We start from the raw sequence: 19,544 nt of genomic DNA, 5'->3' as shown, positions 1-19,544 counted from the left end.
GCGCGGACACTAGACTTGCACGCGCAGTCCCGCAATCGTTCAGGCGATGATATCCGGGGTCAATCGATCTTCAATGATGGCGATACGATCTTTCAATGCCAATTTTTGCTTCTTCAATCGCTTGATTGTCAGAGGATCCCGGACACTGCGCTCTTCCAAGGCGTGAATTGCCTCATCAAGATCGCGGTGTTCCTGCTTCAATGCGGAAAGTTTTACGCGCAGCACCTCATTGGGTCCCATTTTGGTTGGTGGCGTCTGTGTCATCAATTAGGCCCGATGAGGAGTGGATGCCCTAAATTACCCGCATTTTGATGGTCTATAAAGTGGTGATGGACTTGCCGAAAATGATCTATCATTGACAGTTGAAGACCGGCAATTGGTGGTCCGCGGAAAGCAGGACGACGACAGCCGCGATCGCATTTTTTTGCACCGGGGTATTGCAGCGCGTCAGTTTCAGCGCACGTTTCTCTTGGCCGATGGTGTTGAGGTGGCTGGTGCGATGATGGAGAATGGACTTTTGCACGTGGATTTAATGCGCGCCAAACCTGATGCGGTTGTGCAGACGATCAAAATTGAAACCAAGTAAGGGGTAACACTATGAATACACTATTCAATATTGCCGCGCTTGACGGCGATCGGTTGGTCTATGTTCGCCCTGTCAATGTCTCTGAACTTCCGGCAGATGTTCGTGATCAAGCCGGCGAGACGGATCAGGTCTATGCGGTGCATGCTCCCGATGGTGAACAATTGGCCCTGGTAAAAGACCGGACGCTTGCATTTGCTCTCGCACGGCAGAATGACTTCGCACCGGTAAGTGTTCACTAATCCGGCCACTATGCGCCGGAAGCGAACAACTGAAAATTTGGTTTTGCACCCGCACCAAACTCGCTAACGTCGCCTCAAACAGAGGTGGAGGTTGACGTGGAATCTCATGAATATCTAAGACTTGGCGTGAATATTGATCATGTTGCAACAGTGCGAAATGCCCGTGGCGGCGATTATCCCGACCCTTTGCGGGCCGCCAAGATTGCTGAAGAAGCGGGAGCCGATGGAATCACCGCTCACCTACGCGAGGATAGGCGGCACATTTCCGATGCTGATATTGACGGTCTGATGGATGTCCTTTCCGTTCCATTGAATTTCGAGATGGCAGCGACTAGCGAAATGCAGGCCATTGCTCTGCGCCATAAACCGCACGCCGTCTGTCTTGTTCCAGAAAAACGCGAAGAGAAGACGACGGAAGGCGGCCTTGAAGTTGCCAGGGAAGAAAACCGTTTGGCACACTTTATCGCGCCTTTACGAGATGCGGGATGTCGGGTCTCAATCTTTATTGCAGCGGATCGACGGCAGATCGAAGCGGCCAATCGCATCGGCGCTGAGGTAATCGAGCTTCACACCGGTGCCTACTGCGACGCTCATGCGGAAGGCAGGTTTGACGAACGTGACGACGAGTTGGGTCGGCTTCGTGATATGGCGGCATTTGCTCATGATCTGGGGCTAGAAGTGCATGCCGGACACGGTTTGACCTATGAGACAGTTGCGCCTGTGGCGGAGCTTCCTCAAGTGCGCGAGCTAAATATTGGGCACTTTTTAATAGGGGAGGCCATTTTTCTTGGTCTGAAGCCCGCCATTCTTGCCATGCGCGAGATAATGGATAATTCGCGGATCAATTGAAGACGCGCCCGCAACTTGGCGGACGCGTGTGGTTCGGTGAATGGATTTCCTTAGGCTGGTGCTGGAAGAGCGCTAAAATTCTCGTATTCAGAATCTAGATTGGAATAACGCGCATCAAGGCGCGGATCGAATTGCGCCGGTGCTGGCTTTTTGCTGCCAAGTGCCAGCGAAATTGCTGAGCCAAAGAATGAACCAATTAGAATGATCAGGGCGAGGACGAGAATTTCCATGGTATGTTACTTTCGGTTACTGGTTACAAAACAACACTGATTTGGACGGGCGGAATGCCCAAGGCGACAAAGGCGAACTACGAGTCGGGAACAGGCGCTTTAAGCGTTCTGTTCAAACTCCGTAAGAGACGTATTCGCGGTGAATCGGACGGCTGCGAACTTCTTTGATCCACGCTTCTTCAGGATCAATGAGCGGTTTTTCAACGACAGGTTCGTCTTCCACCTGTTCAACAGGCTTTGCGAATTTGGCTCTTACAAGCACATACGCAGCCACAATGAAGGGAACAGCGTACAGGATATAGGCTAGGGGAATATTCATGGCTACTACCACCGGTTACTCGATACAAAACAAACTACGGAAACTTTTATAAAAAATGATTCAGGCAAGAGAATGTCGGAAATGTGGCAATCTCGCCCAATTTGTTAATAATAGGCCGCCTCAAGAAGAGTATATCCAGCGTATCTACAGTTTTCCACCAAGTGTATCGGACGGGAAGTCATCGGCTGTCAGGCTGATGCTGTCTGCTTCAGTGATGCCGAAAAATGGATTGGGCGCTGCGGTATTTGTTGACTGATTTGCATCCAAGCGACCGCAATTAACTGGGTGAATTGTCGTGGGATTTTCGAAGCCAGCACCTGGGGGGCGTGGTGCAAACGTGCCTCGACACCCTTCGTTGTCCGATGAGTAAGCCGATACAGCAATGCCATATTGAAAAATCACAACAACGTATCGCGAACTGTCGCCAAACTGCGGAAACCGGTACTCGGGCGGGTTCGACATATCGCGGTAAATGAATCTTGTTTGTGCACCTTCGCGAATTTTCTGGGTTGGATTTCCCCAACGAGACGTGTGGGTGATTTCGGTGGTAACTCCAGGCTTGACGCTGTCCAACATGTCGGCGCGAACCTGCGGGTGATTGGCAAGTGTCGCATTCCAGGCCAGCCCGCCACAGCCACCCAATGCAAAGAAGGTCACGAAAAATCGCCACATGTGATCAGATTTAAGGGAACTTGGTTTCCAAATCCTTGCGTTGTCTTCGCGTCGGCATCCATATGGGTCATGGCCAAAACAAATGGACAGCTATGATCCTCGGCGTCGGAACAGATTTGTGCAACATTGAGCGCATCGAAGGCACGCTAGAGCGGTTCGGCGATCGATTTCGCAATCGTGTGTTTACCGAGGTTGAACAGCGCAAAGCTGAGCGGCGCAAGGATACCCCTGGAACATATGCAAAGCGTTGGGCGGCGAAGGAAGCATGCTCCAAAGCACTTGGGACGGGATTGCGTATGGGCATTGCGTGGAAGGACATGTCTGTTTCAAATCTTCGTTCCGGCCAGCCGGTCATGCATGTCACCGGATGGGCTGCCGAACGGCTAAAGGAAATGACGCCAAAGGGGCACGAGGCCATAATTCACGTGACTTTGACGGATGATCATCCATGGGCGCAGGCCTTTGTCGTCATCGAGGCGCGTCCTATAGATGCAACGACTGGTGGCGTTACAAAGAAGTGACCCACCGGTCAGCTTGACTCGCACCCATGCACACACCAGAACACCCCGACCAATACAGGCAGGACAATTGATGAGTGATCAGACCAGCACGATGATGGATGGTGTCGTGGAGACCATCAAAACGATTGTCTATGCGTTGCTGATCGCGGGCTTTGTTCGCACACTGTTTTTTCAGCCGTTCTGGATTCCGTCTGGGTCTATGAAAGACACTTTGCTGATTGGTGATTTCCTCTTCGTCAACAAGATGGCGTACGGCTATTCACAGTATTCCTGTCCATTTTCGATGTGCCCCTTCGATGGTCGTGTGTTGAGCGACGAACCTGAGCGCGGGGATGTCGTCGTTTTCCGGCATCCGGTGAATGGTCAGGATTTCATCAAGAGGGTAGTTGGACTGCCGGGCGACACCGTTCAAATGCGGTCGGGTGTTCTTCATATCAATGGTGCGGCAGCGCCTCTCGTGGCCGATGGAAACTTCATCGAGCCCTATTCCAATCAGGGCCCTCTGGGAAATTTACCAGCTTGCATCGAACGTAGGCCGCTTCCCGGAGCAGATTGCACCAAAGAAAAGTATATCGAGACATTGCCAGATGGTCGCCAGCACTCGGTTCTGAGCTCTGGCTCTTCTCGTGTAGACAACACTGGTGTGTTTCGGGTCCCCGAGGGGCATTTCTTTTTCATGGGCGACAATCGGGACAACTCCGTCGACAGCAGATTTTCGCAGCCAAATGGGGTTGGTTTGGTTCCGCTGGAAAATCTGATTGGGCGGGCTGATCGCGTCATGTTTTCTTCGGCTGGGCGTTCGCTTTTCTTTGTTTGGACTTGGCGTTCTGATCGCTTTTTTAAGGCAATTCGATAGTGCAGTTCGGCGCCGATCTGTCTGACCTGGCCAAGCGGCTAGGCCACCAGTTCGCGCGACCAGAGTTACTCATCCGCGCCGTAACGCATGCCTCTATTGCAAGCGAAACCCGACCCGACAATCAGCGCCAAGAATTCTTAGGCGATAGGGTTTTGGGTTTGGTTATTGCCGAAGCATTGCTTGAGCACGATCCCGGCGCGTCAGAAGGGCTGCTGGCGCCAAGGTTCAACGCGTTGGTTCGCAAAGAAACCTGCGCCGCAGTTGCACGTGAAATTGACATAGGAATGGTTTTGAAACTGGGACGCTCGGAAATGTTGTCTGGTGGGCGTCGCAAAGAAGCATTGCTGGGTGATGCCATGGAGGCAGTGATCGCAGCGGTTTACATGGACGCTGGATATGACGCGGCGCGTGACGTTGTGCGGCGTTTGTGGGGCGAACGCATCTCGACCGTGAAGGAAGACGCTCGCGATGCAAAGACCGCGCTACAAGAATGGGCGCAAGCTCGTGGGCAGCACCCGCCTATCTACAAAGAATTGTCTCGGCGCGGCCCCGATCATGCGCTAACATTTACCGTTGAGGTGAGACTTGCCGACGGTGGATCTGCCGATGCCGAAGCTCCGTCAAAGCGATCTGCCGAACAGGCGGCGGCGGCGAAACTGCTATCAACACTTGCCGAATAAGGCGCATTCTGTGCTGGTGTAGTGTCTTGCGGTCCATTAAGGCGACAACGATCTAGTTATGGAGATCCCAATGACCACTCGTGCTGGTTTTGCCGCCCTTATCGGCGAGCCCAATGCCGGAAAATCGACCCTGCTCAACCGCATGGTTGGCGCAAAAGTCTCGATCGTGACCCACAAGGTTCAAACGACTCGCGCGCGGATTCGGGGTGTGGCTATCGAGGGCGATAGTCAAATTGTCTTTGTGGATACACCTGGCATATTCGGCCCGCGCCGCCGACTTGACCGCGCCATGGTCGCAGCAGCATGGAGCGGCGCAGCGGACGCAGACGTTGTAGTTCTGATGATCGAGGCGCATCGCGGATTGACGCCGGGCGTGGAAAAAATCCTCGAGAAATTGGCCGATCGTTCAAAAGATTCTGTCATTGCGCTGGCTATCAACAAGATAGATCGGGTCGAACGATCAGTTTTGCTTGGATTGGCGGCAAAGCTGAACGAGAGACTGGAATTTTCGGAAACGTTTATGATTTCCGCCGAAAAAGGTTACGGCGTGGACGATCTGCGAAAGTGGTTAGCCGGCAAGATGCCGGAAAGCCCATGGTTGTATCCGGAAGACCAGATAGCCGACTTGCCCTTGCGCATGATTGCCGCCGAAATGACCCGTGAAAAACTGACGTTGCGGCTGCATCAGGAACTTCCGTATCAATTGACAGTCGAAACAGAGGCTTGGGAGGAACGCGACGATGGAACGGCCCGGATTGATCAGATAATTTATGTAGCTCGCGACGGGCACAAAGGGATCGTACTTGGTAAAAAGGGCGAGACCATAAAGGCGGTCAGCCAAGCTGCGCGTGCTGAGATTGCTGAGTTTCTGGGTCGAAAAGTTCATCTTTTCATGACCGTCAAAGTGCGCCCCAACTGGTTGGATGAAGCTGAAAGATACTCGGAAATGGGCTTGGATTTTTCGGATGGCAGTTAGCGTACAGAAGGTTGGGCCGTGTCTGCCCGCTTGACCACAGAAGTTTGGATTGCCGCCTATCTGACACGGTGTCGGTTGGCAGACATTCCAGTGTTTGTAGTGGCAAAAGGGGATCACACGGCTGGTGCGGTGCTCATAAAACTGAACACATTGGATGGTAACGCTGCTTGTTATCAACGGTCCTTTGATCTGATGTCTGGTGAACGTTGTTGGGTTGTTTTGGCCGAAGGTTCTGAGGTGGAAGTCGACCAAAGTCTTTCAAAACAACGTTCTTTCGATCCGGATGTCTGGGTCATCGAGATTGAAGACAAAGGCGGAAGGCATCTATTGGACGAGCCTGGCTTGGAGTGACCGTCGATTTGGGCTGGTGTTGTGCCTGATGCGGATGGATAAATAGGCATGGATTGGCGGGACGAAGGCGTTTTGCTGGCTGTGCGGCGTCATGGCGAAAACGCCGCAATCATAGAAGTTTTCACGGAATTCAAAGGCCGCCATGCTGGTGTCGTGCGCGGTGGTGCCGGGCGTAAACTGGCACCTGTTTTGCAGCCGGGCGCACAGATTGCAGTGGCTTGGCGAGCACGGTTGGAAGAACATTTGGGCGCATTCTCGGTTGAACCGGTACGCAGTCGCGCAGCTCAGTTGATGGCGGGACGCGAGACGCTGGCGGCTTTGAACGCGGTCACGGCTTTGCTGTCTTTTGCCTTGCCTGAACGAGAACAACACGCGTCGCTTTATAAGCGGACTATGGCATTACTGGACATGATTGGCGAAGGACCGGTCTGGCATCTCGCTTATCTGCGGTGGGAGTTGGCACTGTTGGAGGACCTTGGATTTGGGTTAGATTTGGGTCGCTGTGCTGTAACTGGCTCCAGTCACAATCTTGTCTACGTATCCCCCAAAACTGGGCGTGCCGTTTCGTCCAATGGGGCGGGCGAATGGGCAGATCGAATGCTGCCATTGTCGCCCGCATTGGTGGGGGAAAGCAAAGGTAGCATATTGGATGTGCTTCAGGGTCTTGAAACCACTGGATATTTTCTAAGGCATCGTCTTGCCTTGTCCGTCGGGGACAAACCGTTGCCGGAAGCTCGTCAACGGTTTCTGGACATACTTTCGCGCGGGTCTAGGATAGCAGACGGCGCGCAATAACTTGTGCTTGAATTTCGGCGGCGCCCTCGAAAATGTTCAGGATACGAGCGTCACACAGAATGCGGCTGATCGCATATTCCTGGGCAAATCCATTTCCGCCGTGAATTTGCAACGCATTGTCAGCGGCTGCCCACGCAACGCGGGCACCCAAAAGTTTGGCCATGCCAGCCTCCAAATCGCAGCGTCGATCGTCGTCTTTTTCGCGCGCTGAAAAGTAAGTAAGTTGACGGGATACCATTATCTCGACCGCCATCATTGCCAGTTTTGACGCTACTCTTGGGAATGAAATCAATGACTTGCCGAACTGCTTGCGGTCCTGCGCATACTGAAGCCCAACGTCTAGTGCCGACTGGGCCACTCCAATGGCGCGGGCAGCGGTTTGGATCCTTGCACTTTCGAAGGTCTGCATGAGTTGTTTGAAGCCTTGTCCTTCGATACCACCCAACAAGTTAGCTCCTTTGACCTGAAACCCATCGAAGCCCAGCTCGTATTCCTTCATGCCGCGGTAACCCAGAACGCCAATCTCGCCACCCGTCATCCCGTTGGTTGGAAAGGGATTCTCTTCCGTTCCCGGGGCCTTTTCTGCAAGGAACATAGACAGCCCCCGGTAGTCGGTTGTGTTTGGATCAGTGCGGGCGAGCAGTGTCATGACATGGGTTCGCGCAGCGTGAGTGATCCATGTTTTATTGCCTGTTATGGTCCAATCTTCGCCCGACTTGGCGGCGCGGGTGTGCAAACTTCCCAAGTCAGAGCCGGTGTTAGGTTCGGTGAAAACCGCAGTGGGAAGTATTTCGCCCGACGCAATTGCCGGAAGCCATTGATTTTTTTGCTCTTCCGTGCCGCCACAAAGGATTAGTTCGGCCGCGATTTCGGACCGAGTGCCAAGGGATCCGACGCCGATGTAGCCACGAGATAGCTCTTCAGAAACCACGCACATGGAGGCCTTCGACAGCCCGAAACCACCGAATTCTTCTGGGATCGTCAGACCGAAGACGCCCATTTCAGCCATCTCTTCAATGACTTCCATGGGGATGAGCTCATCTTTCAAGTGCCAACCGTGCGCATGTGGGTCTACTCGGTCTATTGTGAACCGGCGGAACTGCTCGCGGATCATCTCCAATTCGTCGTCAAGACCGGTCGCGCCAAAGGTGATGTCGGCAGTGCGCTCTTGCATGAGTTCGACAAGGCGCATGCGGGCTGCTTGAGTATTTCCGTTTTGAGTCAATGACATGACCGCAGGCACCATCATATGCCGCTGGTCATCCTGCGTCAGTCCCAGGTCCTGAGGTCGGATGATCTCGCCCTGACTGATGGGGATGCCTCCGTTGAGCTGCCAGAGGTATTCGCCGAATGCGATCTGGTGAATAAGTTGCTCAAGTTCCCCGAATTTACCATTAGAATACAGAAGGTTAGACCATGACTGCATCTGGCGGAGTGCTTCAACGTAGGTTGCCATCCAGGCATATCCATGGACGGCGGTTTGGTGGGCTTCAGTCAGAGCAGCACTGACTTTGCCGTTTTCCTTGACCTGAGCAGAAACAACTTCGTGGGCGCGCGCCAATAGAGACTCAGCCGCGGGCAATGACTCGGCAGTCAGATCCAGCAAGTTGTTTAAAACAATAGAGGTTTCCACGGTTGCGTTCCCATCATGCGGCATTGCGGTATCCATTTTTCTGCACTTGCACAGTGATAGTAGCGTGGAAGTTCGGACGCAAGAAGATTTCGTAATATGATACTGTAACGCACAAATGTGTCGCGACTATCGTTCGGCTGTCCTGGAATTGAAATTGGTTCACACGCTGCAAAATAGGCACTTTGGGACTATCTGTATTGCGTCGGTATTACGTCGGTGCCAACGAACGGTCGGTAAAGGTTGTGTTAGGTAATTCGCCGATGGATCGTCGAGTTGAGCTGACCGTGTGGAAGCCAGGGGTGACATAAGATATTCCATGGATCGTTGTATTCGATATTTTGAGACCGGGAAGATCCTATGTCAAAGTTGAGCTTGCCTGCTGCTCTGAAAAAAGCCGATGCACTTGTGAAGTCGGGTGATCACGTCGAGGCACGAAGATTATATCAGGCAGTTCTGAGCGCCCGCCCAAATCATACCAAGGCGAAAAAGGCGCTGAGCAAATTGGGGGCAGTGCAATCTTCGTCATTTGCCAATGAGCCAACAGAACAAATCGTTCGCAAAATTGGTGAGATGTTCAAGGCCGGAGATGTATCTGGAGCGATGACGCAGACCAAGCGGCAGTTGAAAGTTTATCCGAATTCGGCCCATCTTTGGAATTTTATGGGTGTTTTCAACAACGCGATTGGCGAAACAGAAGCTGCCATTGAAGCCATGCGCAAGGTGACTTCAGTCAATCCGAATGCTGCGGAAGCACATTTGAACCTAGGTAATGCCCTTCATGCATCGCAACAGTTTGATGAGGCTGCCAAGAGTTTGAAAGCTGCGATCTCGCTGCGACCGAACTATGCGCTTCCGTACTTTACGCTTGGTAATATTCTGAACGAGCTTTCAAAATTTGAAGAGGCGATTGCTTCATACAAGAATGCACTTCGGCTAAAGCCAGATTTCGTCGACGCCATGATTGGTTTGGCGAATGCGTTGCGTCGGAATGAAAATTTCGACGAGGCGATTGAGGCAACTGAAAGGGTTCTGAAAATAGATCCACAGAATACGCAGGCTGGCGCTGGTAAGGCCGAAACTTATCTGAACATCAATGACCCAGAAAGCGCCGAAGCAGCTCTGTTACCGATCATCAAGTCTCATCCTGATAGCATTTTCGCAAAACTGATGCTTGGAAAGGTCTATGTAGCCCAAAGAAATCTGGACGCGGCGGAAGCGTGTTTTCGCATCGTAATAAGTAGGGGTGGCAAAGTTGGTGAGGCGTTCAGGCAATTAAGTTCGGTAAAAAAGTTCCGTGAAGCGGACGACGATCTCAATGCCATGGAAGATTACTTGGAATCACTTGGCACAAGAGTGAACTTAATCGAGCGCGAAGAAATGTTGTTTGCTCTTGCTAAGGTCTATCGTGATCTTAGCGAATACGAACGGTCGTTTGAGTTTATTCGTCAGGGCAACGCTATCATGCAGGAGCGGTTGGGATACGATATTCGCGATGATGAAGAGACCTTCGAAAAACTGAAGAAAACCGCTGCAAAGTTAGTGAGTTATAGTGTGCGTGGTGAAACCGACTTGATGCCAATCTTTATTGTCGGCATGCCGAGATCGGGCACGACGCTAGTGGAACAGATCATCTCTTCGCATTCTGAAGTTGCTGCTGCTGGTGAGCTTTCTCATATCGCGATGATCGGGGAGAATCTGGCGTCGGGGGCGGACGAAGTGTCGGAAGCTGCGCTGGAAAACCTGAGATCGAGGTATTTGGAAAAACTGGCAATTCGGTCCGAGGGAAAACCTTTCGTGACTGATAAGATGCCGCATAACTTCAGATACATACCTATGATTGCGGCGGCGTTTCCGGAAGCGAAAATTGTTCGGATGAAGCGGGACTCCCGGGCGGTTTGCTGGTCAAACTTCTGGCAATATTTCTCTCGTGTGCGCTTGGGGTATTCATTTGATCTGGCCACCACTGCGAAATTCTATCGGATGTATGAAGATTTGATGCGGTACTGGGATGAGATCCTTCCAGGTCGGGTGTTGGAGTTTGACTATGATCAACTTACTGAAGATCAGGAGGGTCAAACTCGTCTGTTGATGGATTACCTCGAGTTGGATTGGGAAGATGGTGTCATGAAACCGCATGAGAACAAGCGCTCTGCAAAAACCGCGTCCAATCTTCAAGTCACCAAGCCAATTTACAAGGCCAGTTCGGCGGAGTGGCAAAACTTCGAACCCTATATGGACGGGGTATTCGATGGCTTGCCTGAGTGAGTTGAAGATTATTTTCGGTTTTCCATAAATTGCCGACACTAAGTCGGTGAGTTCGAACGCAGACGTGAGGTTTCGATAGGAATTCGTGCCTGCGGACCTTCGGTGCGGATGCTTTTGGGCCGATAAGGATTGGCAAATTCAAAGTCCTTGAGCGCTAGGTTGGGGGCTGGAATGCGGGATTGTTAGATTAGTTCGGTGTGTCATCCAGCATCATGAGTCCGTCCGCCTTTGCGTATCCGCTTACAAAGATCCAACGTTGCATTGTTTTAGCCAACATCGCGTCGCCGCTGAGGTACATGCGCTCGGCGTCGGTTTCGCGGGAGACGGTTGTGCGGCCCAGCAGGATGGAGGCGAGCGAGATTTTAGATGTCTCGACATAGAGATCGACGTCGAAGCCGGGGATGTCTGTGCACATCTCGACGGGTTGGCCGGGTCTTAGGAGGGCCCAATAAGTGTCGTAGGCGAGATCAGGGTCAGTGAAGTGAAAGCGGATGACCACCTGCCGGTCGGGCAGTTGATCGCGCAAGAAGTAGTTTCGCATTTTCCACATGAAGGTCGAGAGATCCGCATCAAGCAGGGCCTGGCGGGCGGCAATGTTGCTTTGTGCCCATAAGGCAAGTGCATTCAAAGCCGGTTCCAGCGCCACGGCTCGGTCTGTTCGGATGTAATCGACATTGCCGCTGGCGGGGTCTTCAACGCGTTCGATCAGGCCGTGAAGTTCCAACTCTTTCAGGCGACGAGATAGAAGCGCCGGAGAGATGTTGCCGACGCCGCGCCGGATATCATTGAAGCGGGTCGCGCCGGCCCACATTTCCGACAGGATCGGCATCGTCCAGCGAGGTTCGAGGATGTCACATGCGTGGGTGATCGGGCAGACGAGGCCATAGGGTTTGGAGGTCATGATGGGGCTCCTTTCCTGGGCATCATAATGCATGCGATGATTTTTGACCTAGTTCAGAATGTGTAGCGGGTGTGGTTCAGAACGTGCACTGGCCGATTTCGGGGTCTGGGGGCGAGGGTTGGTCATCGCTTTTGAACAGATGAGAAATCCTGAAAGGACCCCAAAAAATGTCGATGATCAACGATATCAAAACGCCTGTGTTTGCCCCGCTTGCAGCAATAGCAGGGAGTGTCAGGACGCTGGTTACCCGTCGCGATCCACACGTTGGGAAGACAGACGAGTGCGGGCCGGAAACCAAAGACCAGAAACTGTCGGCGTGGGCGTCTGTCAGTGCGGATGCCATGGACCGGATGGCAGCCCGTCATGGTTTGCGCGGCGGAAACTGGTGAGCAATATCTGCCCGCACAAAGAACGAAAGGCCGCCCGAGGGCGGCCTTTCTGATGATGGGTGTGGCCTTCATCGTTTCGCAAGGGAAACGACTTTCGCCACCCGTCACATCCGCAAGCGGAAGTGACGTGCTTACATCATGCCGCCCATGCCGCCCATATCGGGCATGCCGCCGCCGGCTGGTGCGCCTTCTTTGGCGGGCTTGTCGGCAACCATGGCTTCGGTCGTGATCAGAAGACCCGCGATCGAGGCTGCGTCTTCCAGAGCGGTGCGAACAACTTTCGCCGGGTCAATGACGCCGAACGAGAACAGATCGCCATACTCTTCAGTTTGAGCATTGAAGCCGAAGGAAGAGTCGCTGCTTTCGCGGACTTTGCCAGCAACCACGGCACCGTCGACGCCGGAGTTTTCGGCAATCTGGCGAAGCGGAGCTTCCAGAGCGCGGCGCACAATGGCGATACCGGCGTTCTGGTCGCTGTTGTCACCAGTCAGGCCTTCGAGTGTTTTCGCACCCTGAACCAGAGCAACACCACCGCCAACAACGATGCCTTCCTGAACCGCAGCGCGTGTAGCGTTCAGTGCGTCATCGACGCGGTCTTTACGCTCTTTCACTTCAACTTCGGTCATGCCGCCAACGCGGATAACGGCAACGCCGCCAGCCAGTTTAGCAACACGTTCCTGAAGCTTTTCACGGTCGTAGTCAGACGTTGTTTCTTCGATCTGCTGACGGATCTGAGCAACGCGTGCTTCGATCTCGGCCTTTTCACCAGCGCCGTCCACGATTGTGGTTTCGTCTTTGGTGATCGAGATGCGCTTGGCTGTGCCCAGCATGTCCATCGTAACCGATTCCAGCTTCATGCCCAGGTCTTCAGAGATGACCTGACCGCCGGTGAGGATCGCGATGTCTTGCAGCATGGCTTTGCGGCGATCGCCGAAACCAGGTGCCTTAACAGCCGCAATTTTCAGACCGCCGCGCAGTTTGTTGACGACCAGCGTGGCCAGAGCCTCGCCTTCGACGTCTTCTGCGATGATCAGAAGTGGCTTTTGTGACTGGATGACTGATTCCAGAAGTGGAACCATGGCCTGCAGCGAAGAAAGTTTCTTCTCGTGCAGCAGGATCATGCAGTCTTCAAGCTCTGCAATCATCTTGTCCGGGTTGGTGACGAAGTATGGGCTGAGGTAGCCACGGTCGAACTGCATGCCTTCAACAACTTCGGTTTCCGTGTCGAGGCCTTTGTTTTCCTCAACAGTGATGACACCGTCGTTGCCGACTTTTTGCATTGCGCCGGCGATCTGCTCGCCAATTTCGGCTTCGCCGTTGGCGGAGATTGTGCCGACCTGGGCGACTTCGTCGCTGTCTTTTACATCGCGGGCAGCGCCTTTGATGCTTTCAACAACCTGCGCAACAGCCGTGTCTACGCCGCGCTTCAGGTCCATCGGGTTCATGCCAGCGGCAACCGACTTCAGACCTTCGCGAACGATGGCTTGTGCCAGAACGGTTGCAGTTGTTGTGCCGTCGCCGGCTTCGTCATTGGTGCGGCTGGCGACTTCTTTCACCATCTGCGCACCCATGTTTTCGAACTTGTCTTCCAGTTCGATTTCTTTTGCGACCGTTACACCGTCTTTGGTGATGCGCGGTGCGCCAAAGGATTTTTCGATCACGACGTTACGACCTTTGGGGCCGAGTGTCACTTTCACCGCATCGGCGAGTGTATTCACGCCTTTGAGCATGCGGTTACTGGCGTCGGTATCGAACTTGACGTCCTTAGCAGCCATGTTGATTGCTCCTGGTTGTCTAAAATGTTGTGGTTAGTGATCAGGTTGTGACGATCAGGCAATAACGCCCATGATGTCGCTTTCCTTCATGATCAACAGCTCTTCGCCGTCCAGCGTGATCTCGGTTCCGGACCATTTGCCAAACAGGATTTTGTCTCCTGCATTGACGTCCATCGAGATGCGTCCGCCATTATCGTCTTTGGCGCCAGCGCCTACCGAAATGACTTCGCCTTCTGCGGGTTTCTCTTTTGCGCTTTCTGGGATGATCAGACCGCCTGCGGTCTTCTCGTCGCTTTCTACGCGGCGGACCAGTACCCGGTCGTGCAGCGGAGTGAATGCCATGTTGAACGCTCCTTAGGTTCAGTTAACTCCCTTTAGCACTCGCCTTTAGTGAGTGCTAACGAAGGGGAGATAGGCAAGCTCACATCGTGAGTCAACAGTTGAGGCAGGCCTAAAATTCAAGAAATCAGTTTTTACCAATACTTTATGCCGTTTTAGTAGATTGCTCCCATCTTCAAGGGATCACAGGGCAGCTTGCTATCAGTTCGAACTCTCGCAACTCGCTTGATGCTGTGTCCGGCCGGAAGAGAGACGACGCGCGTTACATCCATTTATCTTCTGACGATCGCAGGACCTTGCGGCCCGGGCGGGAATTTCTTGATCAGCCCTGAAATGTGGCCTTGATACCTGTCGAGATGATCGGTTTACCGTTGCCAATATGCGATTGCGGATGGAAGTGCAGGGGCAATCGTTCCGCGACCAGCGCCGAGACCACCAAAAACCGGACTCGTCGCTGAAGAATAGCTTTCGCGCGCCTTTATTCTGTCCATTTGCCCTGTCAGAATGCCTGCAACACAAGGATGAGGGTATAATGAAAAAGATGATCGCGGCGTGTATTGCCGCATTGTTCCTTCCCACAGCGGCATTATCGCAAACCTGTGGCACAAGAGACTTGATCGCCGAACTTTCCAGTGACGACCGGGCGCGTCTGGATGCCTATGTAGCCCCCCATCCCTATCCGGTTGGAAATCTGTGGCGAGCCGAAAAAGATGGTTCGACAGTGATCGTGGCGGGCACTCTTCATGTTCCGGACCCAAGAATGTCGCCGATTGTAGAGAAGATCGTTCCGCACCTGGCAGCGGCGGACCTTCTCATTCTGGAGGCCACCAGCCAGGATGAGGCTGAGTTGGCCAATTTGGCCGCGGAAAAGCCCGAGTTCTTTTTCATCACTGAAGGACCGACACTGATTGATCTTCTGGGCGAAGAAGACTGGGCCAAAGCCGAGGCGCGGTTGGGCGCGCTTGGTATGCCGGGGTTTCTGGGGGCAAAGTTTCAGCCCTGGTATATGAACCTGACGTTGGCGATCCCGCCTTGCGCGCTGTCGCTGATGCAAACTGGCGAGCGTGGTTTGGATCGACAGCTGGAGGCACTGGCGATGGATGACAACGTTCCGCTTGCGGCGTTGGACGATTCTGAAACGGTTCTGCGGCTTTTCGCGGACGAACCTATCGAGGATCAGCTGGACGGTCTGCGCCTGACGCTGAACACTCAGGATGACGGCGACGCAAACACGTCGACTCTAATTAACGCTTATTTTGATGGCCGCACGCGGGAAGGCTGGGAGTTTGCCAGAATAGCCATTGATCAGGCCGGGATTGAAAACGGCCAGGAGCTCTTTGAAGAGGTCAACCAGTCGCTGCTGATTGGTCGCAATCAGGATTGGGAGCCAAAAATCGCCGAGTTGGTCGCTGGCAAGGACGTTGTGCTGGCTGTCGGGGCTGCACATCTTTCTGGCGAGACAGGTGTGCTGCGGGCTTTGGAGCGTGCGGGGTATGTGCTGGAGGCGTTTTGAGCGGGGTTGAGGCAGGTCGGATTGCCAGTGCTGGTTGGTGGATTTGAATGATTGTTATGTGAGACAAAGTTAAAGCTTAGTTTGCGCCCGGCTATTCTTAGAAACGCTGTTGATCCAAGAGTTTCTGACGAGCTACAGGAGCCCCCGAATATCTTCAAATGGTATCTGCATTTACTCGCGCCGGCACTTCATCCAAGATCTGCCGTGTTACCATTATTTCATTTCCAACAACTCGGCGCATTGCAGCCGCGTTGGCGAATTTTCAAGAGTGCTCCCTATGTCCCCTTTATGTACAGGACAACGCCGACAAAGAGCTATTCCTGCGCTCAGTCCTCGTCGGCTCCAAATGCTCCAATTAATGTGGTTTCTTCGCCGCCAATGGTGGAGGTTCCAGATCCACCGAACGTTCCACCTAACCTTGTGGCATTCGTCTCGTATATGTCACCATCCACAGTCAAGGTGCTCATGGTCGCTAAATTCAAGTCGGCAAGGTTGATATCGGCATCCATTGTGAAGGTGTTGCCACTTATTGTGCCTCCCGACAGGGTGATAGTAGTCTCGGCGATGTCCGCGCCCCCAAATCCGCAACTACAATCCGATAGCTCGATAGTGCCGTTCAAAATTCCCGCAGCGAAATCAACGTTCAAACTCGCGGGTCCATCTGCGGTTGTCCAGAAACTGTCGTCCACGGCATTTATGGAAATTATGCCTGCACCGCTAAAAGAGGCCATGTCGTTGCGGCCAGCGACGACATCAGGGTCAGTGTTGAAGCCGAGTACCGCCGGACCCCAGTGCCGGAAATCACCGCCACCCCGAGTATCACGAATGTTGAACCAAACCAGCCCACTTTGATTGTTATCGGAAACGCCCCTATACGCTACCCTAATTTCCACATCGCCGTTGAGGCCTTCATAGCGATTGTCGATTGCGTCCCACGCAAGGTTTACCGGCACCCCATCGAATGTCACAATAAATTCGTCTGCGACTCCGGTATCTTCAAACGTTAGGTTGATGTTTAGAATGCCAACATTCGCTGGACCTGAGAAGTCGTCAACTTGCAACTTTGCTTTTACGGAGAGTCTTTCGCCCACTGTGTCAAGGTCAATGCCGGCTGATGCTTAACCGCTTTCGCCGGTTGCTGGAGCAATGCCGCCCACGCCGGACGAGCAAGCAGAAAGAGCAACTGCGGATAACACGATCAAATCTGTAGTCTTAAGCATCAATTTCCCCCAAAAAATCAATTATCTAATACGTTTAGAGTCAATGGTATCCTGGGAAAAGTCAAACGTATTAGCGATTTGGGGTGGATTTTCCTCGGCGAGGGTTCGAGGTGGCCATTCGCTGTTTCGCAGAGCTCGCAGGCAGAATGTACGCTAGATTTGGAAGGTGTTCTGACAGATGTCGGTGGCGCACTTCTGACATTCCTCACCACCATTGACTGCGATTGGATCGGACCGAATGGAGCAATAGTTGTCGGCATTGTAACTAGCGACATTGTCTCGATATACATCCCCAAAACCGTTGATAGCGCATCGGTTGCGGAGTAATTTGGATGTCGGGTGTTCTGTATGCTGAAGACTGTGGTGTGAACTCGAGTGCATTGTCGCAGGCTGCAGCAACTGAAATGCTGGATCACCTCAATCCCGACGTCATGGTGTCGACCGAGCGCGTCGGGCGCAATGAAAACGGTATCTACTACAACATGCGCGGGCGCGATTATGGCATGGGGCGGGCGCGGATCGACTTGTTGTTCGATGAAGCCATGGTGCGCGGCATTCCGACACTTGCCGTAGGTGACGGGGGAAACGAAATTGGCATGGGTCTGGTTTCGGATGTCGTCAAAATTTCTGTTCCCTTTGCGGCTCCGGGCGATTGCCCTTGTGGCGGCGGGATTGGAGCGACTTCCGGGGCAGACATCTTAATGACTGCTGCGGTGTCAAACTGGGGCTGCACTGCGATTTGCGCGGCGATGGCAATGCGCACGGGTGACGCGCGTTTGATCCACACCCCAAAGATGGAGGCCCGAATGTTGGAGGTCATGACTGCCAACGGGCTGATCAACTCGGCCGATGGAATTATCGATGGTCACGTCGATGGCATCAGGGACACAACCCATATCGCTCTCGCGGAACTGGCTGACGCCATCACGCGCAAGGCACTGCTTTGAAAGAACTAAACATGATCACCGATACACTGCTTGGCGAAATTCGCAACCAATTTGCTCATGTGGAAAGTTACCCCGAAGTCGGTCCGCGCATCTATTTCGAGAACGCGGGCGGAGCGCTGACACTGAAATCAGTGGTGGAAACCTCGACCCGATTTGCTGCAATCCCGGACAATCAGGGGCGCGACAATGAGATGGCTCATGATCTGGTGGCGACGATTAATCGTGCGAAGGACGACATGCGGTTGTTTTTCAACGCGCCTGATGGGGATATATTTGCTGGGGAAAGCGGAACGGAATTGTTGTTCCGTCTAATTATGAACGCCATTTTGGAAACACCAGATGGGTCTGTCATCGGTTCGACCCTGGAGCATCCTGCTACCCGCAGCGCCTGTACCCGCTGGGCCAAAATTGCAGGCAAACCCTACATTCAAGTGCCGCACAACGATGCCACTGGCACGGTCACGGCAGAGGACTACGAACCGCTTTTGACGCCCGACATCAGAGTGGCGACCATTCTGCACACGTCTCCGGTGACGGGCATGAGCGTGGATGTTGCGGGTATTGCGAAAGCGATCCGAGCAGCTGCGCCCGGCGCGCTGATAATCGTGGACGGCATTCAGCACGCGAGCCATGGGCATATCGACATCGCAGTCTATGATATCGATGGCTATGTGATCTCTCCTTACAAGGTGTTTTCGCGCCACGGCTATGGGATTGCCTGGACCTCACCACGCCTGAACGCGCTTCCACACGATACGTTAATGGGCGGACCGGAGGGGAATTGGGAACTGGGCACGCGCGACACCGGTGCGTATGCGACTATGTCGGACGTTGTCAGTTATTTTGATTGGCTTGGCGGGCAGCTCAGCGACAGCAAAGATCGACGCACGCGGATTGAAGCGGCAGGAGAGGCAATTCACGCTCACGAAAAATCACTGACGGATGCCATGATCCATGGGATCGGAAACCTCACTGGATTGGCGGATTTAGAGAACGTGTTGATAATCGGCGGACCGGATAACCCTGCACGCGAAGGGTTGGTATCTATTGCTGTCGAAGGTCTGGATGCTCCTGCGCTTGTCACGGCATTGCGAGTACGCGGCATCCGCACCCATACCCGCAAAGCAGACCATTACTCGGGCAATATACTTGATCCGCTAGGGTTGCCGTCTGCAGTGCGTGTTTCAATGTGCCATTACAATAGCGTTGACGAAGTTAGGGCGTTCCTTTCCGCAATGCGCGAGATTTTGGATGAAAGGGACCACGGTTGACTTGCAAAAGAATGTGAAACGGGATGTCTTGTTTGGCCGGTCCGCCAATTCTTCAACTATTAGATAAGACGTCAGATACAGCTCTGATTTGGCGTGCTTGTGTTTTTTGCGACGACTGCATTTTTGCTCTTAGAAGTCTTACGGGAACCGGGTCCGGTCTGTTGGGTTCGAAGTGGCCATTTGACAGTCGACCCTAAAAAAACGCCGCCCCCAGGAG

The 19,544-nt window shown here is 53.2% G+C and carries 23 protein-coding genes; 14 read left to right on the top strand and 9 right to left on the bottom strand.

The window, feature by feature from the left end:
* Positions 1-39 precede the first annotated feature (39 nt).
* Positions 40-240: a DUF465 domain-containing protein gene (locus GKR98_12250; protein QMU60082.1), complete on the bottom strand. Its 201-nt coding sequence runs from the start codon at positions 238-240 to the stop codon at positions 40-42.
* A gap of 115 nt (positions 241-355) precedes the next feature.
* On the opposite strand from GKR98_12250, the gene GKR98_12245 reads away from it, so the two are divergent.
* From GKR98_12245 to GKR98_12235, 3 genes are all read left to right on the top strand, one after another.
* Positions 356-586, top strand: a complete 231-nt coding sequence (locus GKR98_12245; GenBank protein ID QMU58900.1) for an Hsp20 family protein — start codon at positions 356-358, stop codon at positions 584-586.
* Positions 587-597: 11 nt separating this feature from the next.
* Complete coding sequence (locus GKR98_12240; protein ID QMU58899.1) at positions 598-825, top strand: DUF1150 family protein; 228 nt, start codon at positions 598-600, stop codon at positions 823-825.
* Between the two features lie 96 nt (positions 826-921).
* Complete coding sequence (locus tag GKR98_12235; GenBank protein ID QMU58898.1) at positions 922-1,674, top strand: pyridoxine 5'-phosphate synthase; 753 nt, start codon at positions 922-924, stop codon at positions 1,672-1,674.
* Between the two features lie 50 nt (positions 1,675-1,724).
* Here the strand turns inward: GKR98_12235 and GKR98_12230 are convergent, their stop codons facing one another.
* The 3 genes from GKR98_12230 to GKR98_12220 all read right to left on the bottom strand — a co-directional run bounded on the left by GKR98_12230 (position 1,725) and on the right by GKR98_12220 (position 2,880).
* Entirely contained in the window at positions 1,725-1,904 is a 180-nt protein-coding gene (locus tag GKR98_12230) for a hypothetical protein (GenBank protein QMU58897.1), read from the bottom strand.
* A gap of 112 nt (positions 1,905-2,016) precedes the next feature.
* Positions 2,017-2,223: a hypothetical protein gene (locus GKR98_12225; protein ID QMU58896.1), complete on the bottom strand. Its 207-nt coding sequence runs from the start codon at positions 2,221-2,223 to the stop codon at positions 2,017-2,019.
* A gap of 144 nt (positions 2,224-2,367) precedes the next feature.
* Positions 2,368-2,880, bottom strand: coding sequence for a hypothetical protein (locus tag GKR98_12220; GenBank protein QMU58895.1), 513 nt, complete (start codon positions 2,878-2,880; stop codon positions 2,368-2,370).
* Between the two features lie 107 nt (positions 2,881-2,987).
* On the opposite strand from GKR98_12220, the gene GKR98_12215 reads away from it, so the two are divergent.
* The 6 genes from GKR98_12215 (at position 2,988) to recO (ending at position 7,074) form a co-directional block, all read left to right on the top strand.
* Positions 2,988-3,416, top strand: coding sequence for a holo-ACP synthase (locus tag GKR98_12215; protein ID QMU58894.1), 429 nt, complete (start codon positions 2,988-2,990; stop codon positions 3,414-3,416).
* 91 nt (positions 3,417-3,507) lie between these two features.
* Positions 3,508-4,272: a signal peptidase I gene (gene lepB / locus GKR98_12210; GenBank protein QMU60081.1), complete on the top strand. Its 765-nt coding sequence runs from the start codon at positions 3,508-3,510 to the stop codon at positions 4,270-4,272.
* Entirely contained in the window at positions 4,272-4,952 is a 681-nt protein-coding gene (rnc, locus tag GKR98_12205; GenBank protein ID QMU58893.1) for a ribonuclease III, read from the top strand. The genes lepB and rnc overlap by 1 nt, the downstream gene beginning before the upstream one ends.
* A gap of 70 nt (positions 4,953-5,022) precedes the next feature.
* Positions 5,023-5,928 carry a GTPase Era gene (locus GKR98_12200; GenBank protein ID QMU58892.1) on the top strand — a complete coding sequence of 302 codons (906 nt, stop codon included), beginning with the start codon at positions 5,023-5,025 and terminating at the stop codon, positions 5,926-5,928.
* Positions 5,929-5,946: 18 nt separating this feature from the next.
* Positions 5,947-6,279, top strand: a complete 333-nt coding sequence (locus GKR98_12195) for a DUF1491 family protein (GenBank protein QMU58891.1) — start codon at positions 5,947-5,949, stop codon at positions 6,277-6,279.
* 48 nt (positions 6,280-6,327) lie between these two features.
* The gene (gene recO, locus GKR98_12190; GenBank protein QMU58890.1) at positions 6,328-7,074 is read left to right on the top strand and encodes a DNA repair protein RecO; all 747 of its coding nucleotides are present in this window, start codon (positions 6,328-6,330) and stop codon (positions 7,072-7,074) included.
* Here the strand turns inward: recO and GKR98_12185 are convergent.
* Entirely contained in the window at positions 7,049-8,731 is a 1,683-nt protein-coding gene (locus tag GKR98_12185) for an acyl-CoA dehydrogenase (GenBank protein QMU60080.1), read from the bottom strand. The two genes, recO and GKR98_12185, sit on opposite strands and share 26 nt — an antisense overlap.
* A gap of 333 nt (positions 8,732-9,064) precedes the next feature.
* Between GKR98_12185 and GKR98_12180 the strand changes: the two genes are divergently transcribed.
* A complete protein-coding gene (locus GKR98_12180; GenBank protein ID QMU58889.1) occupies positions 9,065-10,972 on the top strand; it encodes a tetratricopeptide repeat protein in 1,908 nt (635 codons plus the stop codon).
* A 187-nt stretch (positions 10,973-11,159) separates the two neighbouring features.
* On the opposite strand, the gene GKR98_12175 is transcribed toward GKR98_12180, so the two are convergent.
* Positions 11,160-11,906, bottom strand: coding sequence for a transcriptional regulator (locus GKR98_12175; protein QMU58888.1), 747 nt, complete (start codon positions 11,904-11,906; stop codon positions 11,160-11,162).
* 134 nt (positions 11,907-12,040) lie between these two features.
* Between GKR98_12175 and GKR98_12170 the strand changes: the two genes are divergently transcribed.
* Positions 12,041-12,262, top strand: a complete 222-nt coding sequence (locus tag GKR98_12170; GenBank protein QMU58887.1) for a hypothetical protein — start codon at positions 12,041-12,043, stop codon at positions 12,260-12,262.
* A gap of 131 nt (positions 12,263-12,393) precedes the next feature.
* On the opposite strand, the gene groL is transcribed toward GKR98_12170, so the two are convergent.
* Both groL and GKR98_12160 read right to left on the bottom strand, forming a co-directional pair.
* Complete coding sequence (gene groL / locus GKR98_12165) at positions 12,394-14,037, bottom strand: chaperonin GroEL (protein ID QMU58886.1); 1,644 nt, start codon at positions 14,035-14,037, stop codon at positions 12,394-12,396.
* A 54-nt stretch (positions 14,038-14,091) separates the two neighbouring features.
* On the bottom strand, positions 14,092-14,379 hold the full coding sequence (locus GKR98_12160) for a co-chaperone GroES (protein QMU58885.1): 288 nt from the start codon (positions 14,377-14,379) through the stop codon (positions 14,092-14,094).
* 376 nt (positions 14,380-14,755) lie between these two features.
* Here GKR98_12160 and GKR98_12155 point away from each other — a divergent pair, with 376 nt between their 5' ends.
* The gene (locus tag GKR98_12155) at positions 14,756-15,889 is read left to right on the top strand and encodes a TraB/GumN family protein (protein ID QMU58884.1); all 1,134 of its coding nucleotides are present in this window, start codon (positions 14,756-14,758) and stop codon (positions 15,887-15,889) included.
* A gap of 326 nt (positions 15,890-16,215) precedes the next feature.
* Here the strand turns inward: GKR98_12155 and GKR98_12150 are convergent, their stop codons facing one another.
* The gene (locus GKR98_12150) at positions 16,216-16,980 is read right to left on the bottom strand and encodes a hypothetical protein (GenBank protein ID QMU58883.1); all 765 of its coding nucleotides are present in this window, start codon (positions 16,978-16,980) and stop codon (positions 16,216-16,218) included.
* Positions 16,981-17,441: 461 nt separating this feature from the next.
* On the opposite strand from GKR98_12150, the gene GKR98_12145 reads away from it, so the two are divergent.
* Together GKR98_12145 and GKR98_12140 are read left to right on the top strand one after the other, a co-directional pair.
* Positions 17,442-18,056 (top strand): DUF4392 domain-containing protein, encoded by a 615-nt coding sequence (locus GKR98_12145; GenBank protein QMU58882.1) that lies wholly within the window; start codon positions 17,442-17,444, stop codon positions 18,054-18,056.
* 11 nt (positions 18,057-18,067) lie between these two features.
* Positions 18,068-19,327 carry an aminotransferase class V-fold PLP-dependent enzyme gene (locus tag GKR98_12140; GenBank protein QMU58881.1) on the top strand — a complete coding sequence of 420 codons (1,260 nt, stop codon included), beginning with the start codon at positions 18,068-18,070 and terminating at the stop codon, positions 19,325-19,327.
* Positions 19,328-19,544 lie beyond the last annotated feature (217 nt).

It is taken from the genome of Boseongicola sp. (assembly GCA_014075275.1).
In the GTDB taxonomy this organism is placed as follows: Bacteria; Pseudomonadota; Alphaproteobacteria; order Rhodobacterales; family Rhodobacteraceae.
Note: the sequence above shows the minus strand (reverse complement) of the source record. Positions and strands in the feature narration are given on the sequence as shown.